A 20,703-nucleotide genomic window follows, 5' to 3' on the forward strand; every position below is an offset into this window, starting at 1 on the left:
TCCTTTCATGAAGACATTCTGGATTTAAGAAGAAAAAGCATGCGTTCATAATCAAAGTTTTCGGCCATATTTTCAAGTTCTCTGCCAAAGTTTCTGTCATGCTGTTCCAGATGAAAGATCAGATGCTGAATGTGGTCGAATTCGGCTTTTTCTATGGCGCTTTCAAGGGTGTGAAGGAGAGTTTCCGGTATTCTGGGCTGTATTGTATTGTCCTGCAGGATTTTCGCCGGAAGCGGATCTGTCTGTGACCGTAACGGTGAAGCTTCCGGTGTATGGGCTTCTACGTGACAGGGAATCAGGGGCAGGTGGAAGGAAAAGGTGCTGCCCTTTTCCTTTTCGCTGTGAACTTCAAATTCCCCTTGCATCAGTCCGATAAGGTTGTGGCAGATGGAAAGGCCAAGGCCTGCTCCTCCTGCATTCCTTTCGATATCCTTCAGGCGGTTGAATGGTTTAAACAGGGAGGGTATTTCTTCCTCTGTAATGCCGCAGCCTGTATCCTCAACGCAAAATAAAATGTGGTGGGGGTATTTTCTGTCCGGTTTAATGGATAAAGAGACATGACCGCTTCGGGTACTTTTGATGGCATTGTCCAGAAGGTTGATCAGCACCTGACTCAGCCGCAGACGGTCCATAATTATATAGCGTGGGAGGGCAGGGCTGCGGCATGCTTCCAGCTTCAGCCCCTTCTCCCGGGCCTTTGGTAGAAACATGGTTTCCATATCCGATATGAGGCAATCAAGGTCTGTCTTACCTTCACTGAGCTGTACCCGGCCTGTTTCCAGCCCCACCGTTGTAAGTACCTGATTGATGAGGTTCAGCAGATGTTCTCCGTTGCGGAGTATGGAGGCGAGCTGCTGATGCTCATTGACGGAACGGGTTTGTCTGAGTGCAAGGCGGGAAAAACCGATTATGGCATTTAAAGGCGTTCTGAATTCATGACTCATGCTGGCAAGGAAAAGTCCCTTGGCTTTGCTGGCAGATTCTGCTTCATCTTTGGCTTCGGAAAGCTCTTCTAACTTCTGTTTCAGAGTTTCATGCATGGCTTTAAGGTCTGCTGAGGTTTCATTTATGGCCATGCTGATCTCATTGAGCTCATCTTTTCCCGTAACGGGGATTTCTGCGGGAAAATTTCCTCTGCCAACCTCAAACATGGCATCCTTCCAGATTTTGAGATAGCGGTTCAACTGACTGAGAAAAAGGGTAAGGATGATACAGGCGACAAGGGAGATGGAAAAACTTAGCAGTATAATATTCTTCATGGTGTTGCGGGTCTGAGTTCTGATTTCCACCTCTACCATGGAAATAAGGTCTGAAAGTTTGGTTTCAAATTCCGCAGCCAGAAACAATGCCGCAGCATCCACACTTTTTTTGGCTTCCAGAACGCCATAGTCTTTTGAGTCAAGAACCTGATAGATGAGACCGTCTCTGGAATATTCTTTTCGGGTGAGAAGAACACCAAGGTCATGGTCCGCCCGGTCCAGCCACTGGCGGGTGCTTTGCCAGAAAGCCATGAGGCTTTCCGGTGTGGCCCGAAGAGCCTCGGTTTTCAGCAGGCTGCGGAGGTGGGTCGAATAATGAAGGTCTTTGAGCCTGCTGTCCAGTATCTGACCTGCTTCCTGCCATGCCGTATAACTGATATCTAAGGTTTCTGTTACCAGAAGTTCTGTTGTGAGGCCTCTCAAGTCCATTAGTGCTGTCATGGCTTGTGTGCATACGGCTTCTGCTTTTTTGAGGTGTTGGGTCTTGAAAAGAAAATAGGATGAAAACCCGGAAATACCCATGAATCCGGATATGACAATGCCAAGGATAAGAAAGAGGCGTGTTTTGAGTTTCATGGTACAGCCTCACTCTCCGGGCGCTTGTTTCTGTAAGAGATGTAGCTGTTCAAGGGTTTCTTCGAGATTGTCAGGGTTCATCATGAAGCGGGCGAGAATATCCGTAACGGGTTGCAGAATTTCACCGGGAGCTGTTTCCCAGAAGCGTGGCAGAACCATGGGCTTTTGATTATCAAGCTGTTTAAGAAACTTTTGCCTGAATTCGGGAAGGTGGCTTGTGTCCACATGGCTGTTGGCGGAAAATGTGTTCAGGGCCTTTGAAAATTCAAGGCTGCCTTCAGGACCCATCCACCAGTCTGCAATTATCGTGGCCTTATCTCTCTGTGGATTGTTGGCGGCAACAAAAATGGCACCGGTTTCCATCATGAGGGAGACTCTGGCATCCGGGTTGTGGGACGGCAGAATAAAGACACCGATATTTTCTTCGGCTACGCCCTGGGCCATGAGAATGGCAGAAGGATACCAGGAACCGCAGAGCACCATGCCAAAGGCTTCTTCCTTCCAGAGGTGACCACCATTGGTGAACATGCGGGTGGAAGTAGAGGTAAAATATTCTTTTTTAATCATGTCCTGCCAGATGGTCATGGCTTTTCTGACCTTTTGATCCTTAAAACAGTTTCTGCAGAATTGCAGATAATAATCCGGATCTTCACCCATGAGGAGCTGGGAAAACCATATGGTAGCATACCAGGAATGCTGCAGGGAGGATAGAATCGGGGTGATGCCGTTTTTTTTGAGGGTTTCACAGATTTTGATGAAATCTTCCCAGGTTTCGGGTATTTCAAGGTCAAGTCTTTCAAATATTTTTTTATTGTACCAGATGGGCCAGTACTCGATGCTGTAGGGAAAACCATATACCTTGTTTTCATGGGTATAGCTTTGGCGTATGGACGGCGGATAATACTCTGCATGGCGCTCCCACAATTCTGAGAGGTCTGTCACCAGATTTTTTTCCACAAGATCTCTGACCCTGTCTCCATGCCACCAGCTAAAAAGCGCCGGGGCTTCCCTTGTGGGCAGGTTGGCCACTGTTCGGCTGATAAAAAGATCTGTAGTATGGGATGATACAGCCGTAAAACGGATTCCCGTTGCTTTTTCTGCTTTTTTGGCCTGGGACTCAAAAGCCCTGTGAAATTTTGGCAGCGTTCCCTTGTCGTGGGTGAGCAGGAGAGGTGGGAGATCTTCCTGTTCAGGGGATTTCAAAAAAAAAGCAAAGGAGAAGACGATGAAGGTAAGGATTATGAATGTGGTAATTCGTATCATTTTATACACCAGAAGCTCCTTTGGCTATTGAATGATTATTTATATTTAGGGTAGTTTGCCTTTAACTTGCAAGTTTTTTTGTCATTTTGACAGGCCTGATGCTTTAAAAAAGAGCTTTGTTGTTCATTTTGTCTGTCCGCATTGATGCTTTGACCTGAATATTCTGATACGGTAAAATTTATTTTAAGCTTGCCCATTGCATGCCTGAATGAATAAAAGACCCAAGAGTATAATAGAGACAATGGAGAATCCATGGAAGATCCGACGGAAGACCTGTGCAGTGAACCCTGCTCCTACGGAAAAGATATCCGGTATGTAGCTTCACAGATGCTCCCGGATGAAACACGGATGCGCATGGCAGAGCTGTTCAAGGCCATGGGAGATCCCGGCCGGGTGCGTATTCTCGAAGCACTTCGTTTGTCTGAATTCTGTGTGATGCATCTTGCAGAGCTTCTGGATATGAGTTCTTCCGCAGTTTCCCACCAGTTGAGGGTTCTGCGTGCGGCACGCATTGTAAAATTTCGTAAGGAGGGGAAAAATGTGGTCTACAGCCTTGATGATGCCCACATTGCCGTATTATTGGATCAGGCGGAAAAACATGTGAAGGAGGCCTTGTAAATTTTCTACACTTTTCTTTCTTCCCGTCTGGTGTCATGGGGAGAAACTATATCTTTTTTACTTGAACATGTGAACAGATTGACATATGTTCATCTCTGGTGTCATTCAGAGGTGTCTATTATATATGGAGGAAGAAATGGATTGGATGGGAGAAGTTATAATGGCTAGCTGGAATGTTCTTGTGGCATCGGCTCCATACATGCTTCTGGGTTTTTTTGTTGCAGGCCTGCTCAAGGCCTTTTTGCCGGACAGCCTCGTGTCCCGCCATCTCGGAGGTCACTCCTTTGGCAGTATTTTTAAAGCTTCGGCACTGGGCGTTCCCATGCCCCTTTGCAGTTGCGGTGTACTGCCCACAGCCGCAGGGCTCCGGCAGCAGGGTGCGGGCAAGGGGCCTACGGCAGCTTTTCTGATCTCAACACCTGAGACCGGGGTGGATTCAATCGCTGTGACCTGGGCGCTTCTTGATCCTTTTATGGCAGTGATCCGGCCGATATCCGCCTTCTTTACAGCCATGGTCACGGGCGGTATTGTGCAGGTTCTGGACCGGAAGCAGATATTATCAGAAAAAAACGTGCAGGTAGGGCCAGTTCCTAGAGATTCTTTACCTGTAACCAGTCTTCAGCTCCTGCCCATGGCAGAACAGATGGCAGGTCCTGAAACATCCTGCCATGGGAGCTGCTGCTCTGGCTCAACCGGAAGCAGCCCTTCCTTTTTCCAGCGTTTTCAGGCAGGGATGGCCTTTGCTTTTGGGGATCTTTTCAAGGACATTGCCCTGTGGTTCATGGTGGGGGTGCTCATTGCAGGTGCCATTGCCGTTTTCATCACACCGGAAATGATTACCTTCTGGCTTGGAAGCCCGCTCGTTGCCATGCTGGTTATGGTGGCCATCGCCGTTCCCCTTTACGTCTGTGCCACGGCATCTACGCCCATTGCCGCTGCTCTGGTACTGAAAGGCCTGAATCCGGGGGCGGCTCTGGTTTTTCTTCTGGCAGGGCCTGCTGTGAATGCGGCTTCCCTTACCGTAATAAGCCGGATTCTGGGAAAGGGTATGACGGTGGTGTATGTGTCAGGCATTATTGTGTGTGCCCTTGCCATGGGTTTTGCTACAGATTGGTTTTATGGTTTCATGGGCGGACTGGAAAGATGGCAGACCGGTACAGCCGGTGAGGAAGGCTCTCTCATTTCTATCGTTTCTGCCCTTATTCTTCTGGGGCTTTTTGCATGGAAGGGGACTGAGGCCCTCTGGCAGCGCTGGCATGGAAATGAGGAGTGTGTCTGCGGTCACTGCCATTGAACAGGTCTTCTTGTTTTTTAGAAAAGGTACAGGATAAATCCTGAAAGTACAGGAGCTACAAGGTTATCATTGGTTTTACTGCCTCCGGGCAGGGGGATGGGAACGAGTTCCAGCAGGGTTATGGCAAGGGCTGTGCTGAAGGCAGCTCCTAAAGGCAGACTGCCTCCCCAGAAATCCAGAACATGGGGAAAAAAGGGAAAAAGAAAAAGCATGAGGACCATGGCTGTTGCAAAACAGGCCATGGAGCCTTCAAGGGATTTGCCGAGGATACGGATTTTTCCCATGGAAATCCCCACCAGAGCAGCAGCTGCATCACTCAGAATAAAAACAAAGAGGACTATAAAGGAAATATCTGCTCTTCCTGCAAAAAAAAGAGAGCAGAAAAAGGCTCCTCCAATGATGTAGGTGGAACCTGTTATGCTTCTTGATTCTCCGGCCCTCATAAGGGAGCCGAAACATATGGAAAAAAAGCTGTTGAGCTTCTGATTTCTGAAGCGCAGGATTTCCACAAGAAGGCTGGCTCCGAAAAGACTTCCCAGCACAAGGCTCACATGCAGGGATGTAAGGGGAAAAAATCGGGGGAGATAAAAGATGCCAAGGGGCATTAACAGAGCCATGAGGTGGAGAAGCTTGCGGTTTATTTCTTCAGGTGTGAGGGGCATGGGGATTTTTCCTGGTGAACGGTTCCCTTAGGGTAAGGTAGGGAGAAGGGCTGCTGGACGCAGACTTTCTGAAAGATCAGACCCGTGTGGCCCTGATCATGATTTCCGTGACAAACTGTGCACTGTTCCGGGTGGTCCAGTAATCCGCCACATACCTTTCGTAGGATTCATCTCCCAGCAGATAACCGTGTCTGCGTGCCCAGTGGCACATTTTTTCATATGTTCCGCAGATGCTTTCATGGGGACCGATGTGATAGCATGCAACCATCATATACCCGCCAAAGGTCATCTGTTCATCCTTCTTGCATTCCATCAGGGTTCTTTGCAGAATTCTTATGTTCTGGCCCTTATTTTCCATCCGGTCCCTGAAGGATGAAAAATTCAGCATCACCGGTCCTGTTATCTCATTGTTTACTGCTTCCACATGGTTGGTAAATTCAATATTGATAATGGATGCTTCTATGTCATTGTTAAAGATCTGTTCCTGATAGAGGCAGTCCGTGGCTTCCACATATTTTATGGATACCTCGTGAATATTGTTGTCAATAACCATTTCTGCCTCTATAATCAGATCGTACCAGTCTTTAACAGAAGCATATTTTCTCCGGATCTCTTCCTGTTCCCTCTGCAGCTCATCAATTTTTGACCTGAATGATGTCTGTATGGCCTTGTATACGTTGTAATGATTGCCTTCAATGAATTCCCGCATTTCATCCAGCTTGAAACCCATCTGTTTGTAGTACTTGATTACAGGCACAGCCAGTAATGATTCCTTGGTGTAATAACGGTAATTGTTGGTGTCGTCCCTTTCTGAATTGATCAGTCCGATTTTGTCATAATAACGGAGTGTTTTTTTGGAAACATTGCAGATGAGGCTTACTTCTCCTATGGAATACCTGTTTTTGTAATTCATGGAATGACCTTTCATTCAGGCATTTATACTTAACTTCATATTTTCAGTTTACCAGAGAATAGCGGATATGGATAGCTAAAATCCCGGAGTTATTGTTTTTTTTTACAGGAAATATGCATGCACAGGTCGGTCGTATTTTTAAAAATGAAAGTTGAATTGAAAAAGCCCCATGATTTTTTCACTGCATAATTATGTAATGCCATAAGGATGCTTTAAAATACCTGAGGTCCTGAATACTTAGCATTCTGATACTGTGGAAAAACAGTGTTAAAAAAGATGTTGACCTTCCCCTTGGGGGCAAGGTTATGGTCTTTCATGAATCATATATAAATTGGGCCATCTGGTGGCCGCAATGCAAGATAATGATTTTTAAATAATAGCAGTGTAAAAAATGGAGGGAGACTACCTTATGATGCAAGCATCGGTTTCAGCAAACCCGGCTGCCGTGGCAGCCAAAAGAAAATTATCTTCGGATTTTTTTAAAAAAGGCGTGTTTATCGCATTGATGTCGGGCTTTCTCTACGGGCTCTATGCGGCATTCATGACCCTTGGTATGTCTGTGGGAATCTGGGAATCCTGGTACGGAGAGGACTCCGGGCTTTCTGCCTTTGCCGTATTCTATCTGCTGGCAGCCATTGGTGCGGCCACCACAGATACCTGCAGTGCCGCCTGGGCTTTGAGCATTGCAGCCATCCGTGGACGTATCGGAGACTTTGTAAGAACCATTAAAACCAAGCCGGGCCTTGTCATGGTCTGCGGTGCGCTGATTGGTGGTCCCCTTGCAAGTACCGCTTTTGTAGTAGGTCTTCAGCAGGCCGGGGGGATTGTTGTACCCATCAGTGCGCTCTGTCCTGCCGTGGGTGCCATTCTGGCAAGATTTCTGTTCAAGCAGCAGCTGAATGCCCGCATGATGCTGGGTATAGCCATCTGTATATCCGCAAGCTTCATGATAGGTTTGACAGGTCTTGAGGATGAAGCGCCCCCCGGTCTGATGATAGGTATTCTCTTTGGTTTTATTGCAGCAGTGTGCTGGGGTATTGAAGGCTGTGTATGTGGTTACGGAACCTCCCTCATTGATCCCGAGGTGGGTATCACCATCCGCCAGGTGACAGCAGGTATGTCCAACCTGATTATCCTTGTGCCCCTTTTCGGTATGATTTCCGGTGCGGACACCTTTGGTATGCTGGGACAGTCATTTACCGATGGTTATGCCATGATCTGGTTTGCCCTTGCAGGTCTCAGCGCTTACCTCACCTTTATGTTCTGGTATAAGGGTAATGCCATGTGCGGTGCTGCTCTGGGTATGTCCTGCAACGGAACCTTTTCCTTCTGGGGTCCTTTCTGTGTCTGGATTCTTCTGGGAGTGATCATGGGCTTTGAAGGCTGGGGCATGCCGCCCATCGCCTGGCTTGCTGCCATCATAATGGTTGTCGGTATCTTCACCATATCAATGAATCCGCTGGATCTGTTCAAAAAAAAGGAGATTGCATAATATGAAACCATTAAATTATGCTATTTTAAGATACTTTACCACTGTCAAGGAAGCCTGCGCCGATGATGTGATCGGGGCCCTTAAGGGTCAGTACGGCGGCTTCAAGGCCCTTAATAAAAAAGCTGTAGTTTCTACCATTATGACCGCTGAGGCCAATGGGCTTCTGGAAGAAACCCGATTTGACATGGACGCAAACAATGAACTGCGGGTTTACTACAGGGCCCACGAAGAAGGTGCTTCAACCATCAATAAATATATTAAAGACTGATACGGTCCCCTCTGAATGCTCTGTTCATTTGTTTTTATTCCAGTTTTAAAAGACTTTTTTCACCCGTGCCGGTCATTTTCATGTCAGACGATGAAGGTGCCGGTCGGGTGAGGGAAGTCAGAAATCTGTTTTTTTTATTAAGGAGATTTGAAGATGCAGAAAAAAAGATCGGGTATGTTTTGGTCCATGCTGCCTTTTACCCTTGTAGCCCTTTTTTTAATGGCTGCCTGCGGTAAAATGTATTCTTCTCCGGCCTATGAGTCGGGAGAAGGGGTCCGTATTGTTAAAGGGCCTTCACCCATAGAGGGGGATGTTTTGAATCATCCCGATGATATTACTATTTATAATGAGCATCTGGCTCTGACCATTGCCGTGGGCAGCCCCAACTTCTGGGGAATGACCAATGGCAGTATTTCTAACCTTGCCGTTATGGAAGGTCCCGGTCAGTTTGGTGTGAACATTGTCAATGACGTTGAATTTCTTGTGAATTCATGGACAGCCAGTGGCGGCTCCCTGAAGGCTGATGCAAAAATTCTTCAGAATACACCGGAAAAGGCCGTGGTCCAGACCACCAGCACCTGGCTTGGGGATGGCAAGGCCAACGCCCTTGATGTGGTTACTACCTATACCCTTGAGAAAAACAGCCCTGTTGTAAAAATGCACACCCGTGTATTCAATCCCGGTCCGGATACCTATACGGACATGAAAAGCGGGTATTCCATGAGTGGTCTGGCGGCCTATATGTTCGGACCCTTTGGCTACCATACGCCGGATGTCCGTGCCCGGAACATCCATGTGGGGAAAAATGTGGATGAGCCCTTTGGCGACTTTGTGGTGAGCTATACAAAGGATTACGCCATTACCCTGCAAATGGATGATACGGAAATCTACCGTGGCACAACGGGATATAAGGATCTGCACCATAATTATGACCTCGCTCCCGGCCAGTCCAGGGATTTTACCGGTGAACTGCAGGTGATACCCCAGGGCCACACCACGCCATTTATGGTACGGATGATTGAGAAAAAGGAGCTTGCATCGGCAGAGGTCTCCGGTATTGTCCGGTCCGATGACGGCAATCTTTACCCCAACCCCGTGCTGGTGGTGGAAAGAAAAGGTCGTTTTAAGGGAAGCTTTGACGGATCTCAGAATTTGCCGTCCAATGAGCTCCATGAAGAAATACAGCCCTTTATCTGGCATGTGGGTGAGGCGGATGGCTCCTTTGCCTTTACTCTGCCCGTGGGTGATTATAATATTTACGCCATTGCAGCAGGTTACACCGCATCAAAGCCCATGGCAGTAAGTGTAAAAGAAGGCAAGAATATTTCCCTGAATTTTGTGGATGACTATACCATCGTGCAGGGTGGCGAGGTGGTCATGCATGTGACGGATAAGGCCACGGGCAATCCTGTGGATGCAAGGATTGGCGTGGACGGGCCTGTGCCTGCGGTAAAATATCTGGGTGCCCGTACTTATTTTACGGATCTTGAAAGCATTGGGAGGGTTGTTATTCCCCTTGCTGTGGGAGATTTTACCTTCCATGTCATGTCCGGTGCGGATTTTGTAAGCCTGCCCGAAGAAGTGAGGGCCACTGTTGGATCCGGTGAAACACTGCAGCGTTCCGCAGCCATTGAAACCCATATTTATCCGAATCTTTATAACTGGTACAGTGTGGATCTTCATCACCATACCGATATCGGAGACGGTAACACTTCCCCTGAAGATCTGGTTAAATCCCAGCTGGCAGCCCGTCTGGACCTTACCTTTGTCAGTGATCATGATTCCGTGGACAATCATCTGGCTGTCAAGGAGTTTTCCGATGCCAGAATGGTGGGCATGATTCCAAGCCTTGAAGTGTCTCCCGGCTGGGGTCACCTGAACATCCTTCCCATGCCCCTCAATGGTAAGATCATAGAGCCTTCCCTGAATGTTGGGGAAATCATTGCCCAGGCCCATGCAATGAATGCCCTAGTGATTGTGGCGCATCCTTATACGGATTATGGCTATTTCAACAACCGTGAGATTGCTCCGGGTGGTTATGATCCCAATTTTGATCTTATTGAATTGCAGCCCACCATAGATCTTTCCAAGGCTAACAATCCAGACACTAAGACTTTGGCAAAAACCATGGAACTGTGGACGGATCATCTGGCAGGTAAAAACAAGGCCTATTATCTGACAGGCGGTTCCGACACCCATGATGTGGCATCTCCCACCCTTTATTCAGGTATGATCCGGACCTATGCCAAGGTTGAGGGTAAACTTACGCCCGCAAGCTTTATTGAAGCCGTTGCAAAGGGTAACTCCTATGCCTCCATGGGGCCGCTCTTTTTCCCCTCAAATATGGAATTTGGAGGAAAGATTGCCGTTAAAGCCGGAAGTTCTCTGAAGCTGAATCTCGATGCTTTTGCGGTCAACGGCCTTCAGAGCGTTGAGATCTATACCTCAGGCAGTGAAATAGGCAGCCCTGTGGAAACAAAAACCTTCAATGGCAGTGTTAAACGGGAATCCCTTACCTTTACGGTAAAGCCTGAAGCAGCTACCTGGTACAACTTCATTGCAAGGGATATGAAGGGTAGAATTGCTGTTTCCAACCCTGTGTGGGTGGAAGTTAAGCCCTAGGGTCATGTAAGGGTCAATTTTTGTATGCGTTTGAAAATAAAGCTAAGTTCCGAGTAACTTGCGGTTAGTCAGAACTTACAGTCAAGGTTAAACAGCTTTTAGATCAGCGGTTGTAAAATGGTTTCGCCCCGTTTAAAGGGGCGGAACCTATCACCTTCATAACTGCAGATTCACCATCGCAGAATCGTCTTTACTTCTTTTTGCCTGAATTCTCTCCAGTCCCTGTTTCTTCATTATAAATGCTTGTTTATTTAAATCAAAATTGCATTTTTCTGCTTTTCGGGTAATATATCAACATATAAAAACAGTGCTTTAATAGGACCTCCTTACAGCACTTCCGAAAACAATGTTTTGTTTTCTGTCGGTCGTATTTCAGGCTTTGAAATTTTAAGCTGAACTTTGTTTAAAAAAAGCTTGACTTTCCCCTATAGGGAAAGGGTTAGGGTGTGGTTAAGAATAGTTTTTTAATAATTAACGGGTGCGGCAGCGGGGAAAGGAAAAAATTCTCATGCGGTATTACGGTGAAGAAGCCTTGGGGCTTATAGAAACACTGGGAATGGTTCCGGCAATCAATGGTGCGGACAGGATGCTGAAGGCCGCCAATGTTGAGCTGATATCCTATGAAAACGTAGGTTCCACCCTTGTGGCCGTCATGGTCAAGGGTGATGTGGCGGCAGTGAGGGCCTCGGTGGATGCGGGTGCCGCAGCTGCATCGGAAATCGGGAAGCTGACGGCCAGCAATGTCATGCCCCGGCCAATCCGGGCTGTCGGTGATATTGTATCCGTCCATGACATTGATGCGGGCATGGATGGGGAAGAAAAGGTTCCTGCATCCAGACACAGGGCACTGGGCCTCATTGAAACCTTTGGCATCGTTTTTGTGCTGGAAGCAGCCGATGCCATGGTTAAAGCCGCAGATGTGGAACTGATAGGCTATGAAAACGTTGCTTCCGGCTATATTTCCGTTCTGGTGCAGGGCGATGTGGCTGCATGCAAGTCTGCCGTGGAAGCCGGAGTAAAGGCCGTGGCTGATATGGGAACACAGGTGTACAGCTCTGTGGTGATTCCAACCCCCCACCCGGATCTTTCAAAGATTATATCCCGCTATGCCATTGAAAAACTGCTGCCCTATTAGTTGCAGATGGCAGGCAGTGCTGTGCGGCAGGAAAGAGTAATAAAGGAAAAAGAGGGGAGATGCATAAATGACCATAATAGATAATGATCTGCTCTCCATTCAAAAAGCCAGGATTCTTGCGGAAAATGCCCTGGAAGGGCAGAAAAGGCTAGCCACTTTTCCGCAGGAAAAACTGGATGAGATTGTGGAATGCGTGGCCAGGGCCGTTGTGCCCCATGTTCAGAACCTTGCGGTCATGTCTTGTGAAGAGACGGAATACGGAAGGTGGGAGGACAAGTGCATAAAAAACAGCTTTGTCTGTGAAGACCTCCCCATGCGTATGCGGGGAATGCGCTGTGTGGGTATCATCGGCCATGACAGGGCAAGTGGTCTGGCAGAAATAGGTGTTCCCGTAGGCGTAATTATTGCCATCTGTCCTGCCACCAGTCCGGTTTCAACCACCATCTATAAAACTCTCATAGCCATCAAATCAGGCAATGCCATTATTTTTTCCCCCCATCCCAGGGCCATAGGGACCATGGGCAGGGTTCTTGATATAATGATGGATGCCGCCGCATCCGCAGGGCTTCCGGAAGGATGTATCTCCTGGCTGGACACTGTAACCCTGAGTGGAACCCTTGAGCTGATGGGTCACAGGGCCACATCTCTCATTCTTAATACCGGTGTATCCAGCCTTCTTTCCGCAGCCTATGCCGCCAGAAAGCCCGTTATTTATGGTGGAATGGGGAACGGACCGGCTTTTATAGAACGCACGGCGGATATACAGCAGGCGGTCAGGGATATTATAGCCAGTAAAACCTTTGATAACGGCATCGTTTCTTCGGCTGAACAGTCCATAGTGGTGGATGGCTGCATAGACAGTGAGGTTCGGCAGGCACTTATAAACAATGGCGCATGGTTCATGTCTGAAGAGCAGTCCCGCCAGTTTACTTCCATGTTTTTCTGCTCCAACGGGAAGCCCAACCAGAGAATGATAGGACTTGATGCTCAGACCCTTGCCCTTAGGGCAGGCTTTTCTGTTCCTGAGCATGTGAGGGTGCTCGTGGCCGAGCGCACTCATGTTTCCGAGACAGATCCCTATGCAGGGGAGCTGCTTTGTCCTGTGCTGGCTTACTATGTGGAAGATGACTGGATGCACGCCTGTGAAAAGTGCATTGAACTGCTCATTGAAGAAGGTACCGGCCACACCCTTGTGATCCATTCAAAGGATGAAAATGTCATCTGCCAGTTCGCCTTAAAAAAACCCGTAGGCAGAATTCTTGTCAACACTCCGGCAAGCTTTGGTGGCATGGGTTTTACCACCAATCTTTTTCCTTCCATGACCCTTGGCAGCGGATCCGCCGGAGAGGGCATTACCTCGGATAACGTTTCTCCTATGAACCTGATTTATATCCGCAAGGTGGGGTATGGGGTGAGAAGGATGGATGATATCGAAAACTACAGATCAAAAGTGAAATATTCTTCTAAAGGGGAGATACCCCGGAAGAAAGAAGACAGTTCAAAAAGCTTGCAGACACTGCACCGTATCTTGAAAGAGGCCATTCGGGTGATGGACCGTCCTTAAAAGATATCCGAGTGAAAGTTTATCCGTAAAAAGGGAGGTAACAGCTGTGGATTTACAAGAATTTTCAAATAAACTCGCTGAAGCGACAAAAGGCCTGAGTCCGGAAGAACGTGCCTCATTGAGAAAACTTTTTGAGGGCGTCTCCGCAGAGATTGTCAAGGGAGCACCCAGCACAGTGGCCCCCGCCGCATATTCCTTAACAGGCATCCCTGACGGCCCCACAGAGCGCCATGTGAAGCTGAAGGATCATTTTTTAAAGCAGGTTCCCAGCATTACCATTCACCGCGCCAGGGCCATTACCAAAATTGCTAAAGAAAATCCCGGAATACCCAAGATTCTGCTCAGGGGTAAGTCTTTCAAGTATTGCTGCGAAACAGCCCCCCTTGTGATTCAGGACCATGAGCTGATTGTGGGCTCCCCCAATGGTGCACCCCGTGCTGGATCTTTTTCTCCGGATATTGCCTGGCGCTGGGTGGAAGAAGAAATTGATACCATCGGCACCCGTTCTCAAGATCCTTTTTATATCTCCGAAGAAGACAAAAAAGTTATGCGGGAGGAGCTGTTTCCTTTCTGGAAAAGCCAGTCCGTGGATGAGTATTGCGAAGGTCAGTACCGGGAAGCGGGTCTCTGGGAGCTTTCCGCAGAATCCTATGTTTCCGACTGCTCCTATCACGCAGTAAACGGGGGTGGGGACTCTAACCCCGGCTATGATGTTATTCTGATGAAAAAAGGTATGCTGGATATCCAGAATGAAGCCAAAGCCTACCTTGAAAAGCTGGATTACGAAAACCCCGATGATATCGATAAAATTTATTTTTATAAATCCGTCATCGATACCACCGAAGGGGTAATGATCTATGCCAGAAGACTGTCCCGCTACGCAGCAGAACTGGCGGCAAGGGAAAATGATCCGAAACGTAAAGCAGAGCTTCTTAAAATATCCGAGGTGAACGCCCGTGTTCCTGCCCATGCTCCCACTACCTTCTGGGAAGCCATTCAGGCGGTCTGGACCATAGAATCCCTTCTGGTGGTGGAGGAAAATCAGACAGGCATGTCCATCGGTCGTGTGGATCAGTACATGTATCCTTTTTTCCGTGCGGACATTGATTCCGGTCGGATGACAGAATACGAGGCCTTTGATCTGGCGGGTTGTATGCTGGTGAAGATGTCTGAGATGATGTGGATTACCAGTGAAGCAGCATCCAAGTTTTTTGCGGGTTATCAGCCTTTTGTCAATATGTGCGTTGGCGGTGTGACCCGTGATGGCCGTGATGCCACCAATGACCTGACCTACCTGCTTATGGATGCGGTACGCCATGTCCGGGTGTACCAGCCTTCCCTGTCCACCCGTGTACACAACAAATCTCCCCAGAAGTATCTGAAAAAGATTGTGGATGTCATCCGTTCCGGTATGGGATTCCCCGCTGTCCACTTTGATGATGCCCACATCAAGATGATGCTCTCCAAGGGTGTTTCCTTTGAAGATTCAAGGGATTACTGCCTCATGGGCTGTGTTGAACCCCAGAAGGCCGGTCGCCTTTATCAGTGGACTTCCACTGCCTACACCCAGTGGCCCATCTGCATTGAGCTGGTGCTGAACCGGGGTGTACCCCTGTCCTACGGCAAGCAGGTCTGCCCGGATATGGGGGATCTTGCAAGCTTTGATACCTATGAAAAATTTGAGGCGGCGGTCAAGGAGCAGATTAAATACATTACCAAGTGGTCCAGTGTTGCCACGGTGATTTCCCAGAGGGTACACCGGGATCATGCGCCCAAACCACTCATGTCCATCATGTACGAAGGCTGCATGGAATCCGGAAAGGATGTTTCCGCAGGCGGTGCCATGTACAATTTCGGGCCCGGTGTGGTCTGGAGTGGCCTTGCCACCTATGGGGATTCCATGGCGGCCATTAAAAAGCTGGTTTATGACGATAAAAAATACACTCTGGCACAGATGAATGAAGCTTTGAAGGCAGATTTTGTGGGCTATGACCAGATTCTGGCGGATTGCCTTGCAGCGCCCAAGTTTGGCAATGATGATGATTATGCTGATCTCATTGTGTCGGATCTTGTGCATTTTACGGAAACCGAGCACCGCAAATTCAAGACCCTTTATTCCGTTCTGAGCCATGGCACCCTGTCCATTTCCAACAACACACCCTTTGGACAGCTTCTCGGAGCCTCTGCCAATGGTCGCAGGGCATGGCAGCCCCTTTCCGATGGTATCAGCCCCTCCCAGGGTTCGGATTTCAAAGGACCTACCGCCATCATCAAGTCCGTTTCCAAGATGGCCAATGACCATATGAACATCGGTATGGTGCATAACTTCAAACTGATGTCCGGTCTTCTGGAAACACCCGAGGGCGAAAACGGCATCATTACCCTGCTGCGTACGGCATGTATGCTGGGTAACGGTGAGATGCAGTTTAACTATCTGGACAATGACGTACTTCGGGAAGCCCAGAAGCATCCGGAAAAATACAGGGGGCTTGTGGTCCGGGTGGCGGGATACAGCGCCTTCTTTGTGGAGCTTTGCAAGGACGTGCAGGATGAGATCATCAGCAGAACCATGCTGAAGGAGATCTGACCCTGTTTTCTCCCCTCTCCCTCTGGGCGGTGGCTGAGCTTGTCGAAGCCAGAGGGCCAGGGGTGGGGGGGAGAAAGATGTGTAAGCCAGGCAGTAATGGCTTTCTGAAGGCATACTGACTTCCGGTTTTCTGAAAAATATTCTGAGGGTAACGGGAACCATGAACAGCGCAGGTGGGGCCATGATTGAAAGAAAAGCACTGATTTTCAACATACAGAAATACAATATGTATGATGGTCCGGGTGTGAGAACGATCATTTTTTTCAAGGGCTGTCCCCTGCGCTGTAAATGGTGTTCCAATCCAGAAAGCCAGAGCCGGGGATACCAGCTCCTTTATAAAAAGGATGTCTGTGTTCACTGTGGTGCCTGTGTTCCCGTATGCCCCGTAGGTATTCACAGCATGTCAGCCCTGAAACGTCATGAACTGTCACGGGATATTGCATGCATCGGCTGTGGCCGGTGTGAAGAAGCCTGTACTGTATCGGCCCTTTCCGTGGTGGGAGAGCAGAAAACCATCTCTGAGCTGATGGATATCATTGAAGAGGACCGGCCTTTTTATGAAGTATCCGGCGGAGGTGTCACCCTCGGCGGTGGCGAGGTATTGATGCAGCCTGAAGCGGCAGCCAACCTCCTTATGGTCTGCAGGCAGAGGGGAATACATACGGCCATTGAAACCTGCGGATACGCAAAGTCTGAGAATCTGATGAAAGTGGCTGAATTTACGGATCTCTTTCTCTTTGACCTTAAGCATATGGATTCTGTCAGGCACTATGAGCTGACCGGAGTGCGCAATGAGACCATTCTCAGCAATCTGATCATGCTCCTTGAAAACAGGCACAATGTCATGATCCGGGTGCCTCTTTTGAAAAATTTCAATGACAGTGAGGCGGAAATTGATGCACTGCTGACCTTTCTTGCACCCTTTCGTGATTACAAGAATTTCAAGGGTATTGATCTTCTGCCCTATCATAAGCTGGGTGTGAATAAATACAGCCAGCTTGGCAGGGATTATCCCATGGAAGGTAAGCCGGATCTTTCGGATGATGATCTGGACCTCATTGAAAAATGGATAAAGGAAAAGGACTTTCCGGTTTCAGTGATCCGGCACTGAAGGAAAAAAACATTTGTGATCTTAAGGCAGCCTGAGGGGCATGGCAGCAGATCCCCGGTACAAAAAGGATTAGGATATGACAGCACTTGGATTCATAGAGACAAAGGGACTGACAGGAGCCATTGAGGCTGCCGACGCCATGCTTAAGGCTGCGGATGTAGAGCTTCTGGAAAAAAGCCTTGCCGGAGGAGGGCTTGTGACCATCAGCGTGGCCGGAGAGGTGGCTGCTGTAAAGGCATCCGTTGATGCGGCGGTGGCAGCGGTTGGCCGCATTAAAGGTGCCATCCTTGTTTCTGAGCATGTGATTGCCCGTCCGGATGCTGAGCTTGAACGTATTATCCTTACAAAGCCCCTTCTGTCCGGAGAAGAGTTTGAGGACAAAGGGCCGTATGCTCCGGCAGAAGAACCTGTAAGGGTTCCGTTTGAAGGGGCTGAAACCACTGAGTCTGCGGATACGCCGGAAGTGGGGGAGGAAGCAGGGCCTGTTTCCGAGGAACCCGAAGCTGAAACCGCTTCTTTTGTTGCAAGTTCTGTAAATCAGGGGGCTGTGCGCCATGATCTTTCACAGTTGAAAAAAATGAATTTGAGCAGACTGCGGCAGATTGCTGCCGGTTTGAAGGGATGTTCCATGACCCCGGAGGAAATGGAGTCTGCCCGTAAAAAAGAGCTGATAGAAGTAATCCTCAATGCTTACGGCCAGGAAAAGGAGTAAAACCATGGTTGATAGAGATTTGTTATCCATACAGGAAGCCCGTGCCCTTGTGCGCTGTGCCAGAAAGGCGCAGGAACATTATGCGCTGCTGGGGCAGGAGCGGGTGGACGCCATAGTAAAAGCCATTGCCGAAGCAGCAGCAAGCCATGCGGAATCACTGGCTGCACTGGCTGTGGAAGAGACGGGCTTTGGCCGGGTTCAGGATAAAAAGGCCAAGAATCTTCTTGCCAGTGAAAGGCTTTTTGATGCCATCAAAGACATGAAGACCGTTGGTGTTCTTAATGATGATAAGATCAGAAAGATTGTTGAGATTGCCACCCCCATGGGCGTGATTGCGGGGATTGTTCCTTCCACCAACCCTACATCCACCACAATTTATAAATCCATTATTGCCCTTAAGTCCGGGAATGCCATTGTCTTTACGCCCCATCCCAGTGCGAAAAAGTGCATCGGCAAAACCGTGGAGATTATCCGGAATGTACTGAAGGGCTGCGATGTGTCCGAAGATCTTGTCAGTGTCATGAATGTTCCTTCCATGGAGGGCAGTGCCGAGCTGATGAAGATTGTGGATCTGATTCTGGCCACTGGTGGTCCCGGTATGGTGAAGGCTGCCTACAGCTCCGGAACCCCCGCCCTTGGTGTTGGTGCCGGTAACGTGCCTGCCTTTATCGAAAGAAGCGCCAATGTTGAAGAGGCCGTAGCAAAAATATTTACCAGCAAAACCTTTGATAACGGTACTGTCTGTGCTTCGGAACAGGCCATTGTCACCGAGGCTGTGATAGCGGATCAGGTGAAGGCTGCACTCATTGCCCAGGGAGCCTATTTCCTTGAAGGAGAAAAACTGGAAAAGGTAAAAAGGGTCATGGAGCGGGCCGATGGCAGCATGAACCCGGATATCGTGGGCAGGGATGCGGGTTATATTGCAGGTATTGCAGGCATTGAGGTGCCATATGGTACGCGTCTTCTGGTTTCTGACGAGAAGGGTATTGGGCCTAAACATCCCTTCTCAAAAGAAAAGCTTACGGCCCTTCTGGGTTTCTATGTGGTGAATGACTGGAAAGAAGCCTGCGAAGTCTGCCACGCCCTTCTCAAAAACGGTGGTATCGGCCATTCCCTGGCCATTCACTCCCAGAACGAAGACGTGATCCGGGAGTTTGGTATAAAAAAACCCGTTTCCCGTATGCTGGTGAACACGCCTTCCACCCAGGGTGCCGTGGGAATTTCCACCAGCCTCTTTCCATCATTTACTCTGGGTTGCGGCACCGTGGGCGGCAGTGCCACTTCCGATAATGTGACCCCGCTGAACCTGATGAATATCCGTAGGGTGGCCTATGATCTTGGGAATATGAACTGCTGCCCGGCAGCATCTTCACAGGTGGCTCCTGTCACATCTTCCATTGATATCAATGCCGTAACGGCACTGATTATAGAGCAGCTGAAGAAAATGGCCTGAAAACTTCCCGCGAAGGGAAAAGCCTTCCCGGCAGAGGAATCTGTGGGGGAGCCGGATGATTTAAAACTCAAATTGTAATCACTTAAAGAAACATTTTAAAAAAAAGAAAAAATAAAAAGGAGAAAGACATGTCCTCACAGAATGCATTGGGAATGATTGAGACCAAGGGCCTTGTTGGTGCAGTAGAAGCCGCTGATGCCATGGTAAAGGCTGCAAACGTAACCCTTATCGGACGTACCCAGGTGGGTGGCGGCCTTGTAACGGTCATGGTTCGTGGTGATGTGGGTGCGGTAAAGGCTGCAACGGATGCCGGTGCTGCCGCAGCCGACCGTGTGGGTGAATTGGTAAGTGTACACGTGATTCCCCGTCCCCACAGTGAAGTTGAAATGATTCTTCCTAAAATTGAGGGGTAAAAAATCATGAAAGTCATTACGGAATCCTTTCTGAGAGAAAGTTTCAGAAAAGAGATCCCAGAGACTTTCAAGGTGGAGGCGGGTCAGATTCTGACCCCCTCCGCTGCCCAGCTCCTTTCCGAAAAAGGAGTCAAGATCGTCAGGGATGGGGCTTATGTGGCCGGAGAAATCCCGGAACCCCCTGAATTACCTGCATCTGCACCGGCTCCGAAATATGTGCTGGCAGGAGGTGGCGGCATGTTTGACACCAAGCCTGAACATATGACCCGGCTTTATGGCAACCGTCTGGTGCCCAAAGATCACCCGAGAATTTTTTTCCGGGGAAGGCTGGACAGTATCCAGTCCATGATTCTTCTGGCCCAGAGCCGGATTCATGAAAAGGGGTTAAAAAAACTGGTGCAGGATCTGGGGGAAGTGCTGGATCTGGCAAGGGCCATCATGCGGGCGGAAGTGCTGGATGAGGTGCTTTGCGAACGGTCCCTGATGGGGCTGAGGGAAGGGGAACTGAGGGAGCAGTCCCATAATCCTGAAAAGTATTTTGGCACAAAACATCTTCTTGTCAGTTTTGATATGGGCTGGGTACTGCTGACCCTCAATGAGCTGAGGAGCAGCATACGTGAAGTGGAAGTGCTGGCGGTAAAGGCCTTCCGAAATGAATATGAGATTGAAAAACCGGAGATTATTCAGGCACTGAACCGAATGAGCAGTGCTGTGTATATTATGATGCTCAAGGAAAAATCCGGAAAATACAGATAATATGG

General features: G+C 48.7%; 17 protein-coding genes. 13 read left to right on the top strand and 4 right to left on the bottom strand.

Features of this window, described 5'->3' with window-relative positions; genetic code table 11:
- Positions 1-5: 5 nt before the first annotated feature.
- On the bottom strand, positions 6-1,835 hold the full coding sequence (locus tag FIM25_RS10920) for a sensor histidine kinase (RefSeq protein ID WP_139449192.1): 1,830 nt from the start codon (positions 1,833-1,835) through the stop codon (positions 6-8).
- 9 nt (positions 1,836-1,844) lie between these two features.
- Positions 1,845-3,098 (bottom strand): ABC transporter substrate-binding protein, encoded by a 1,254-nt coding sequence (locus FIM25_RS10925; protein ID WP_246052157.1) that lies wholly within the window; start codon positions 3,096-3,098, stop codon positions 1,845-1,847.
- 252 nt (positions 3,099-3,350) lie between these two features.
- Between FIM25_RS10925 and FIM25_RS10930 the strand changes: the two genes are divergently transcribed.
- Positions 3,351-3,716, top strand: coding sequence for an ArsR/SmtB family transcription factor (locus FIM25_RS10930; RefSeq protein ID WP_139449196.1), 366 nt, complete (start codon positions 3,351-3,353; stop codon positions 3,714-3,716).
- Between the two features lie 136 nt (positions 3,717-3,852).
- On the top strand, positions 3,853-5,010 hold the full coding sequence (locus FIM25_RS10935) for an SO_0444 family Cu/Zn efflux transporter (RefSeq protein ID WP_218961385.1): 1,158 nt from the start codon (positions 3,853-3,855) through the stop codon (positions 5,008-5,010).
- 17 nt (positions 5,011-5,027) lie between these two features.
- Here FIM25_RS10935 and FIM25_RS10940 read toward each other — a convergent pair whose 3' ends face one another.
- Positions 5,028-5,672 (bottom strand): diacylglycerol/polyprenol kinase family protein, encoded by a 645-nt coding sequence (locus FIM25_RS10940; protein WP_139449200.1) that lies wholly within the window; start codon positions 5,670-5,672, stop codon positions 5,028-5,030.
- A 76-nt stretch (positions 5,673-5,748) separates the two neighbouring features.
- On the bottom strand, positions 5,749-6,585 hold the full coding sequence (locus tag FIM25_RS10945; protein ID WP_139449203.1) for a choline utilization transcriptional activator: 837 nt from the start codon (positions 6,583-6,585) through the stop codon (positions 5,749-5,751).
- Between the two features lie 409 nt (positions 6,586-6,994).
- Between FIM25_RS10945 and FIM25_RS10950 the strand changes: the two genes are divergently transcribed.
- The 11 genes from FIM25_RS10950 (at position 6,995) to FIM25_RS11000 (ending at position 20,698) form a co-directional block, all read left to right on the top strand.
- Positions 6,995-8,077, top strand: coding sequence for a hypothetical protein (locus FIM25_RS10950; RefSeq protein ID WP_139449205.1), 1,083 nt, complete (start codon positions 6,995-6,997; stop codon positions 8,075-8,077).
- Between the two features lies 1 nt (position 8,078).
- A complete protein-coding gene (locus FIM25_RS10955; protein ID WP_139449208.1) occupies positions 8,079-8,345 on the top strand; it encodes a hypothetical protein in 267 nt (88 codons plus the stop codon).
- 153 nt (positions 8,346-8,498) lie between these two features.
- Positions 8,499-10,967, top strand: a complete 2,469-nt coding sequence (locus FIM25_RS10960) for a CehA/McbA family metallohydrolase (protein WP_139449210.1) — start codon at positions 8,499-8,501, stop codon at positions 10,965-10,967.
- Positions 10,968-11,475: 508 nt separating this feature from the next.
- Positions 11,476-12,102 (top strand): BMC-T shell protein, encoded by a 627-nt coding sequence (locus FIM25_RS17895; RefSeq protein ID WP_139449212.1) that lies wholly within the window; start codon positions 11,476-11,478, stop codon positions 12,100-12,102.
- Positions 12,103-12,169: 67 nt separating this feature from the next.
- The gene (locus FIM25_RS10970) at positions 12,170-13,666 is read left to right on the top strand and encodes an aldehyde dehydrogenase family protein (RefSeq protein WP_139449214.1); all 1,497 of its coding nucleotides are present in this window, start codon (positions 12,170-12,172) and stop codon (positions 13,664-13,666) included.
- Between the two features lie 46 nt (positions 13,667-13,712).
- Positions 13,713-16,253 carry a choline trimethylamine-lyase gene (gene cutC, locus FIM25_RS10975; RefSeq protein WP_139449216.1) on the top strand — a complete coding sequence of 847 codons (2,541 nt, stop codon included), beginning with the start codon at positions 13,713-13,715 and terminating at the stop codon, positions 16,251-16,253.
- Positions 16,254-16,434: 181 nt separating this feature from the next.
- Positions 16,435-17,364 carry a choline TMA-lyase-activating enzyme gene (cutD, locus tag FIM25_RS10980; RefSeq protein WP_218961386.1) on the top strand — a complete coding sequence of 310 codons (930 nt, stop codon included), beginning with the start codon at positions 16,435-16,437 and terminating at the stop codon, positions 17,362-17,364.
- A gap of 76 nt (positions 17,365-17,440) precedes the next feature.
- Positions 17,441-18,076, top strand: a complete 636-nt coding sequence (locus FIM25_RS17900) for a BMC domain-containing protein (RefSeq protein WP_139449220.1) — start codon at positions 17,441-17,443, stop codon at positions 18,074-18,076.
- Between the two features lie 4 nt (positions 18,077-18,080).
- On the top strand, positions 18,081-19,529 hold the full coding sequence (locus FIM25_RS10990) for an acetaldehyde dehydrogenase (acetylating) (RefSeq protein ID WP_139449223.1): 1,449 nt from the start codon (positions 18,081-18,083) through the stop codon (positions 19,527-19,529).
- Positions 19,530-19,657: 128 nt separating this feature from the next.
- On the top strand, positions 19,658-19,942 hold the full coding sequence (gene eutM, locus FIM25_RS10995; RefSeq protein WP_139449226.1) for an ethanolamine utilization microcompartment protein EutM: 285 nt from the start codon (positions 19,658-19,660) through the stop codon (positions 19,940-19,942).
- Positions 19,943-19,948: 6 nt separating this feature from the next.
- The gene (locus tag FIM25_RS11000) at positions 19,949-20,698 is read left to right on the top strand and encodes a hypothetical protein (RefSeq protein ID WP_139449229.1); all 750 of its coding nucleotides are present in this window, start codon (positions 19,949-19,951) and stop codon (positions 20,696-20,698) included.
- Positions 20,699-20,703 lie beyond the last annotated feature (5 nt).

The organism is Desulfobotulus mexicanus, from assembly GCF_006175995.1.
GTDB lineage: Bacteria > Desulfobacterota > Desulfobacteria > Desulfobacterales > ASO4-4 > Desulfobotulus > Desulfobotulus mexicanus.

What these genes read in the sequence shown, in the direction of transcription:
- FIM25_RS10920 (WP_139449192.1), bottom strand. Translation starts at nt 1,835, where the DNA reads ATGAAACTCAAAACACGCCTCTTTCTTATCCTTGGCATTGTCATATCC.
- FIM25_RS10925 (WP_246052157.1), bottom strand. Translation starts at nt 3,098, where the DNA reads ATGATACGAATTACCACATTCATAATCCTTACCTTCATCGTCTTCTCC.
- FIM25_RS10930 (WP_139449196.1), top strand. Translation starts at nt 3,351, where the DNA reads ATGGAAGATCCGACGGAAGACCTGTGCAGTGAACCCTGCTCCTACGGA.
- FIM25_RS10935 (WP_218961385.1), top strand. Translation starts at nt 3,853, where the DNA reads ATGGATTGGATGGGAGAAGTTATAATGGCTAGCTGGAATGTTCTTGTG.
- FIM25_RS10940 (WP_139449200.1), bottom strand. Translation starts at nt 5,672, where the DNA reads ATGCCCCTCACACCTGAAGAAATAAACCGCAAGCTTCTCCACCTCATG.
- FIM25_RS10945 (WP_139449203.1), bottom strand. Translation starts at nt 6,585, where the DNA reads ATGAATTACAAAAACAGGTATTCCATAGGAGAAGTAAGCCTCATCTGC.
- FIM25_RS10950 (WP_139449205.1), top strand. Translation starts at nt 6,995, where the DNA reads ATGATGCAAGCATCGGTTTCAGCAAACCCGGCTGCCGTGGCAGCCAAA.
- FIM25_RS10955 (WP_139449208.1), top strand. Translation starts at nt 8,079, where the DNA reads ATGAAACCATTAAATTATGCTATTTTAAGATACTTTACCACTGTCAAG.
- FIM25_RS10960 (WP_139449210.1), top strand. Translation starts at nt 8,499, where the DNA reads ATGCAGAAAAAAAGATCGGGTATGTTTTGGTCCATGCTGCCTTTTACC.
- FIM25_RS17895 (WP_139449212.1), top strand. Translation starts at nt 11,476, where the DNA reads ATGCGGTATTACGGTGAAGAAGCCTTGGGGCTTATAGAAACACTGGGA.
- FIM25_RS10970 (WP_139449214.1), top strand. Translation starts at nt 12,170, where the DNA reads ATGACCATAATAGATAATGATCTGCTCTCCATTCAAAAAGCCAGGATT.
- cutD (WP_218961386.1), top strand. Translation starts at nt 16,435, where the DNA reads ATGATTGAAAGAAAAGCACTGATTTTCAACATACAGAAATACAATATG.
- FIM25_RS17900 (WP_139449220.1), top strand. Translation starts at nt 17,441, where the DNA reads ATGACAGCACTTGGATTCATAGAGACAAAGGGACTGACAGGAGCCATT.
- FIM25_RS10990 (WP_139449223.1), top strand. Translation starts at nt 18,081, where the DNA reads ATGGTTGATAGAGATTTGTTATCCATACAGGAAGCCCGTGCCCTTGTG.
- eutM (WP_139449226.1), top strand. Translation starts at nt 19,658, where the DNA reads ATGTCCTCACAGAATGCATTGGGAATGATTGAGACCAAGGGCCTTGTT.
- FIM25_RS11000 (WP_139449229.1), top strand. Translation starts at nt 19,949, where the DNA reads ATGAAAGTCATTACGGAATCCTTTCTGAGAGAAAGTTTCAGAAAAGAG.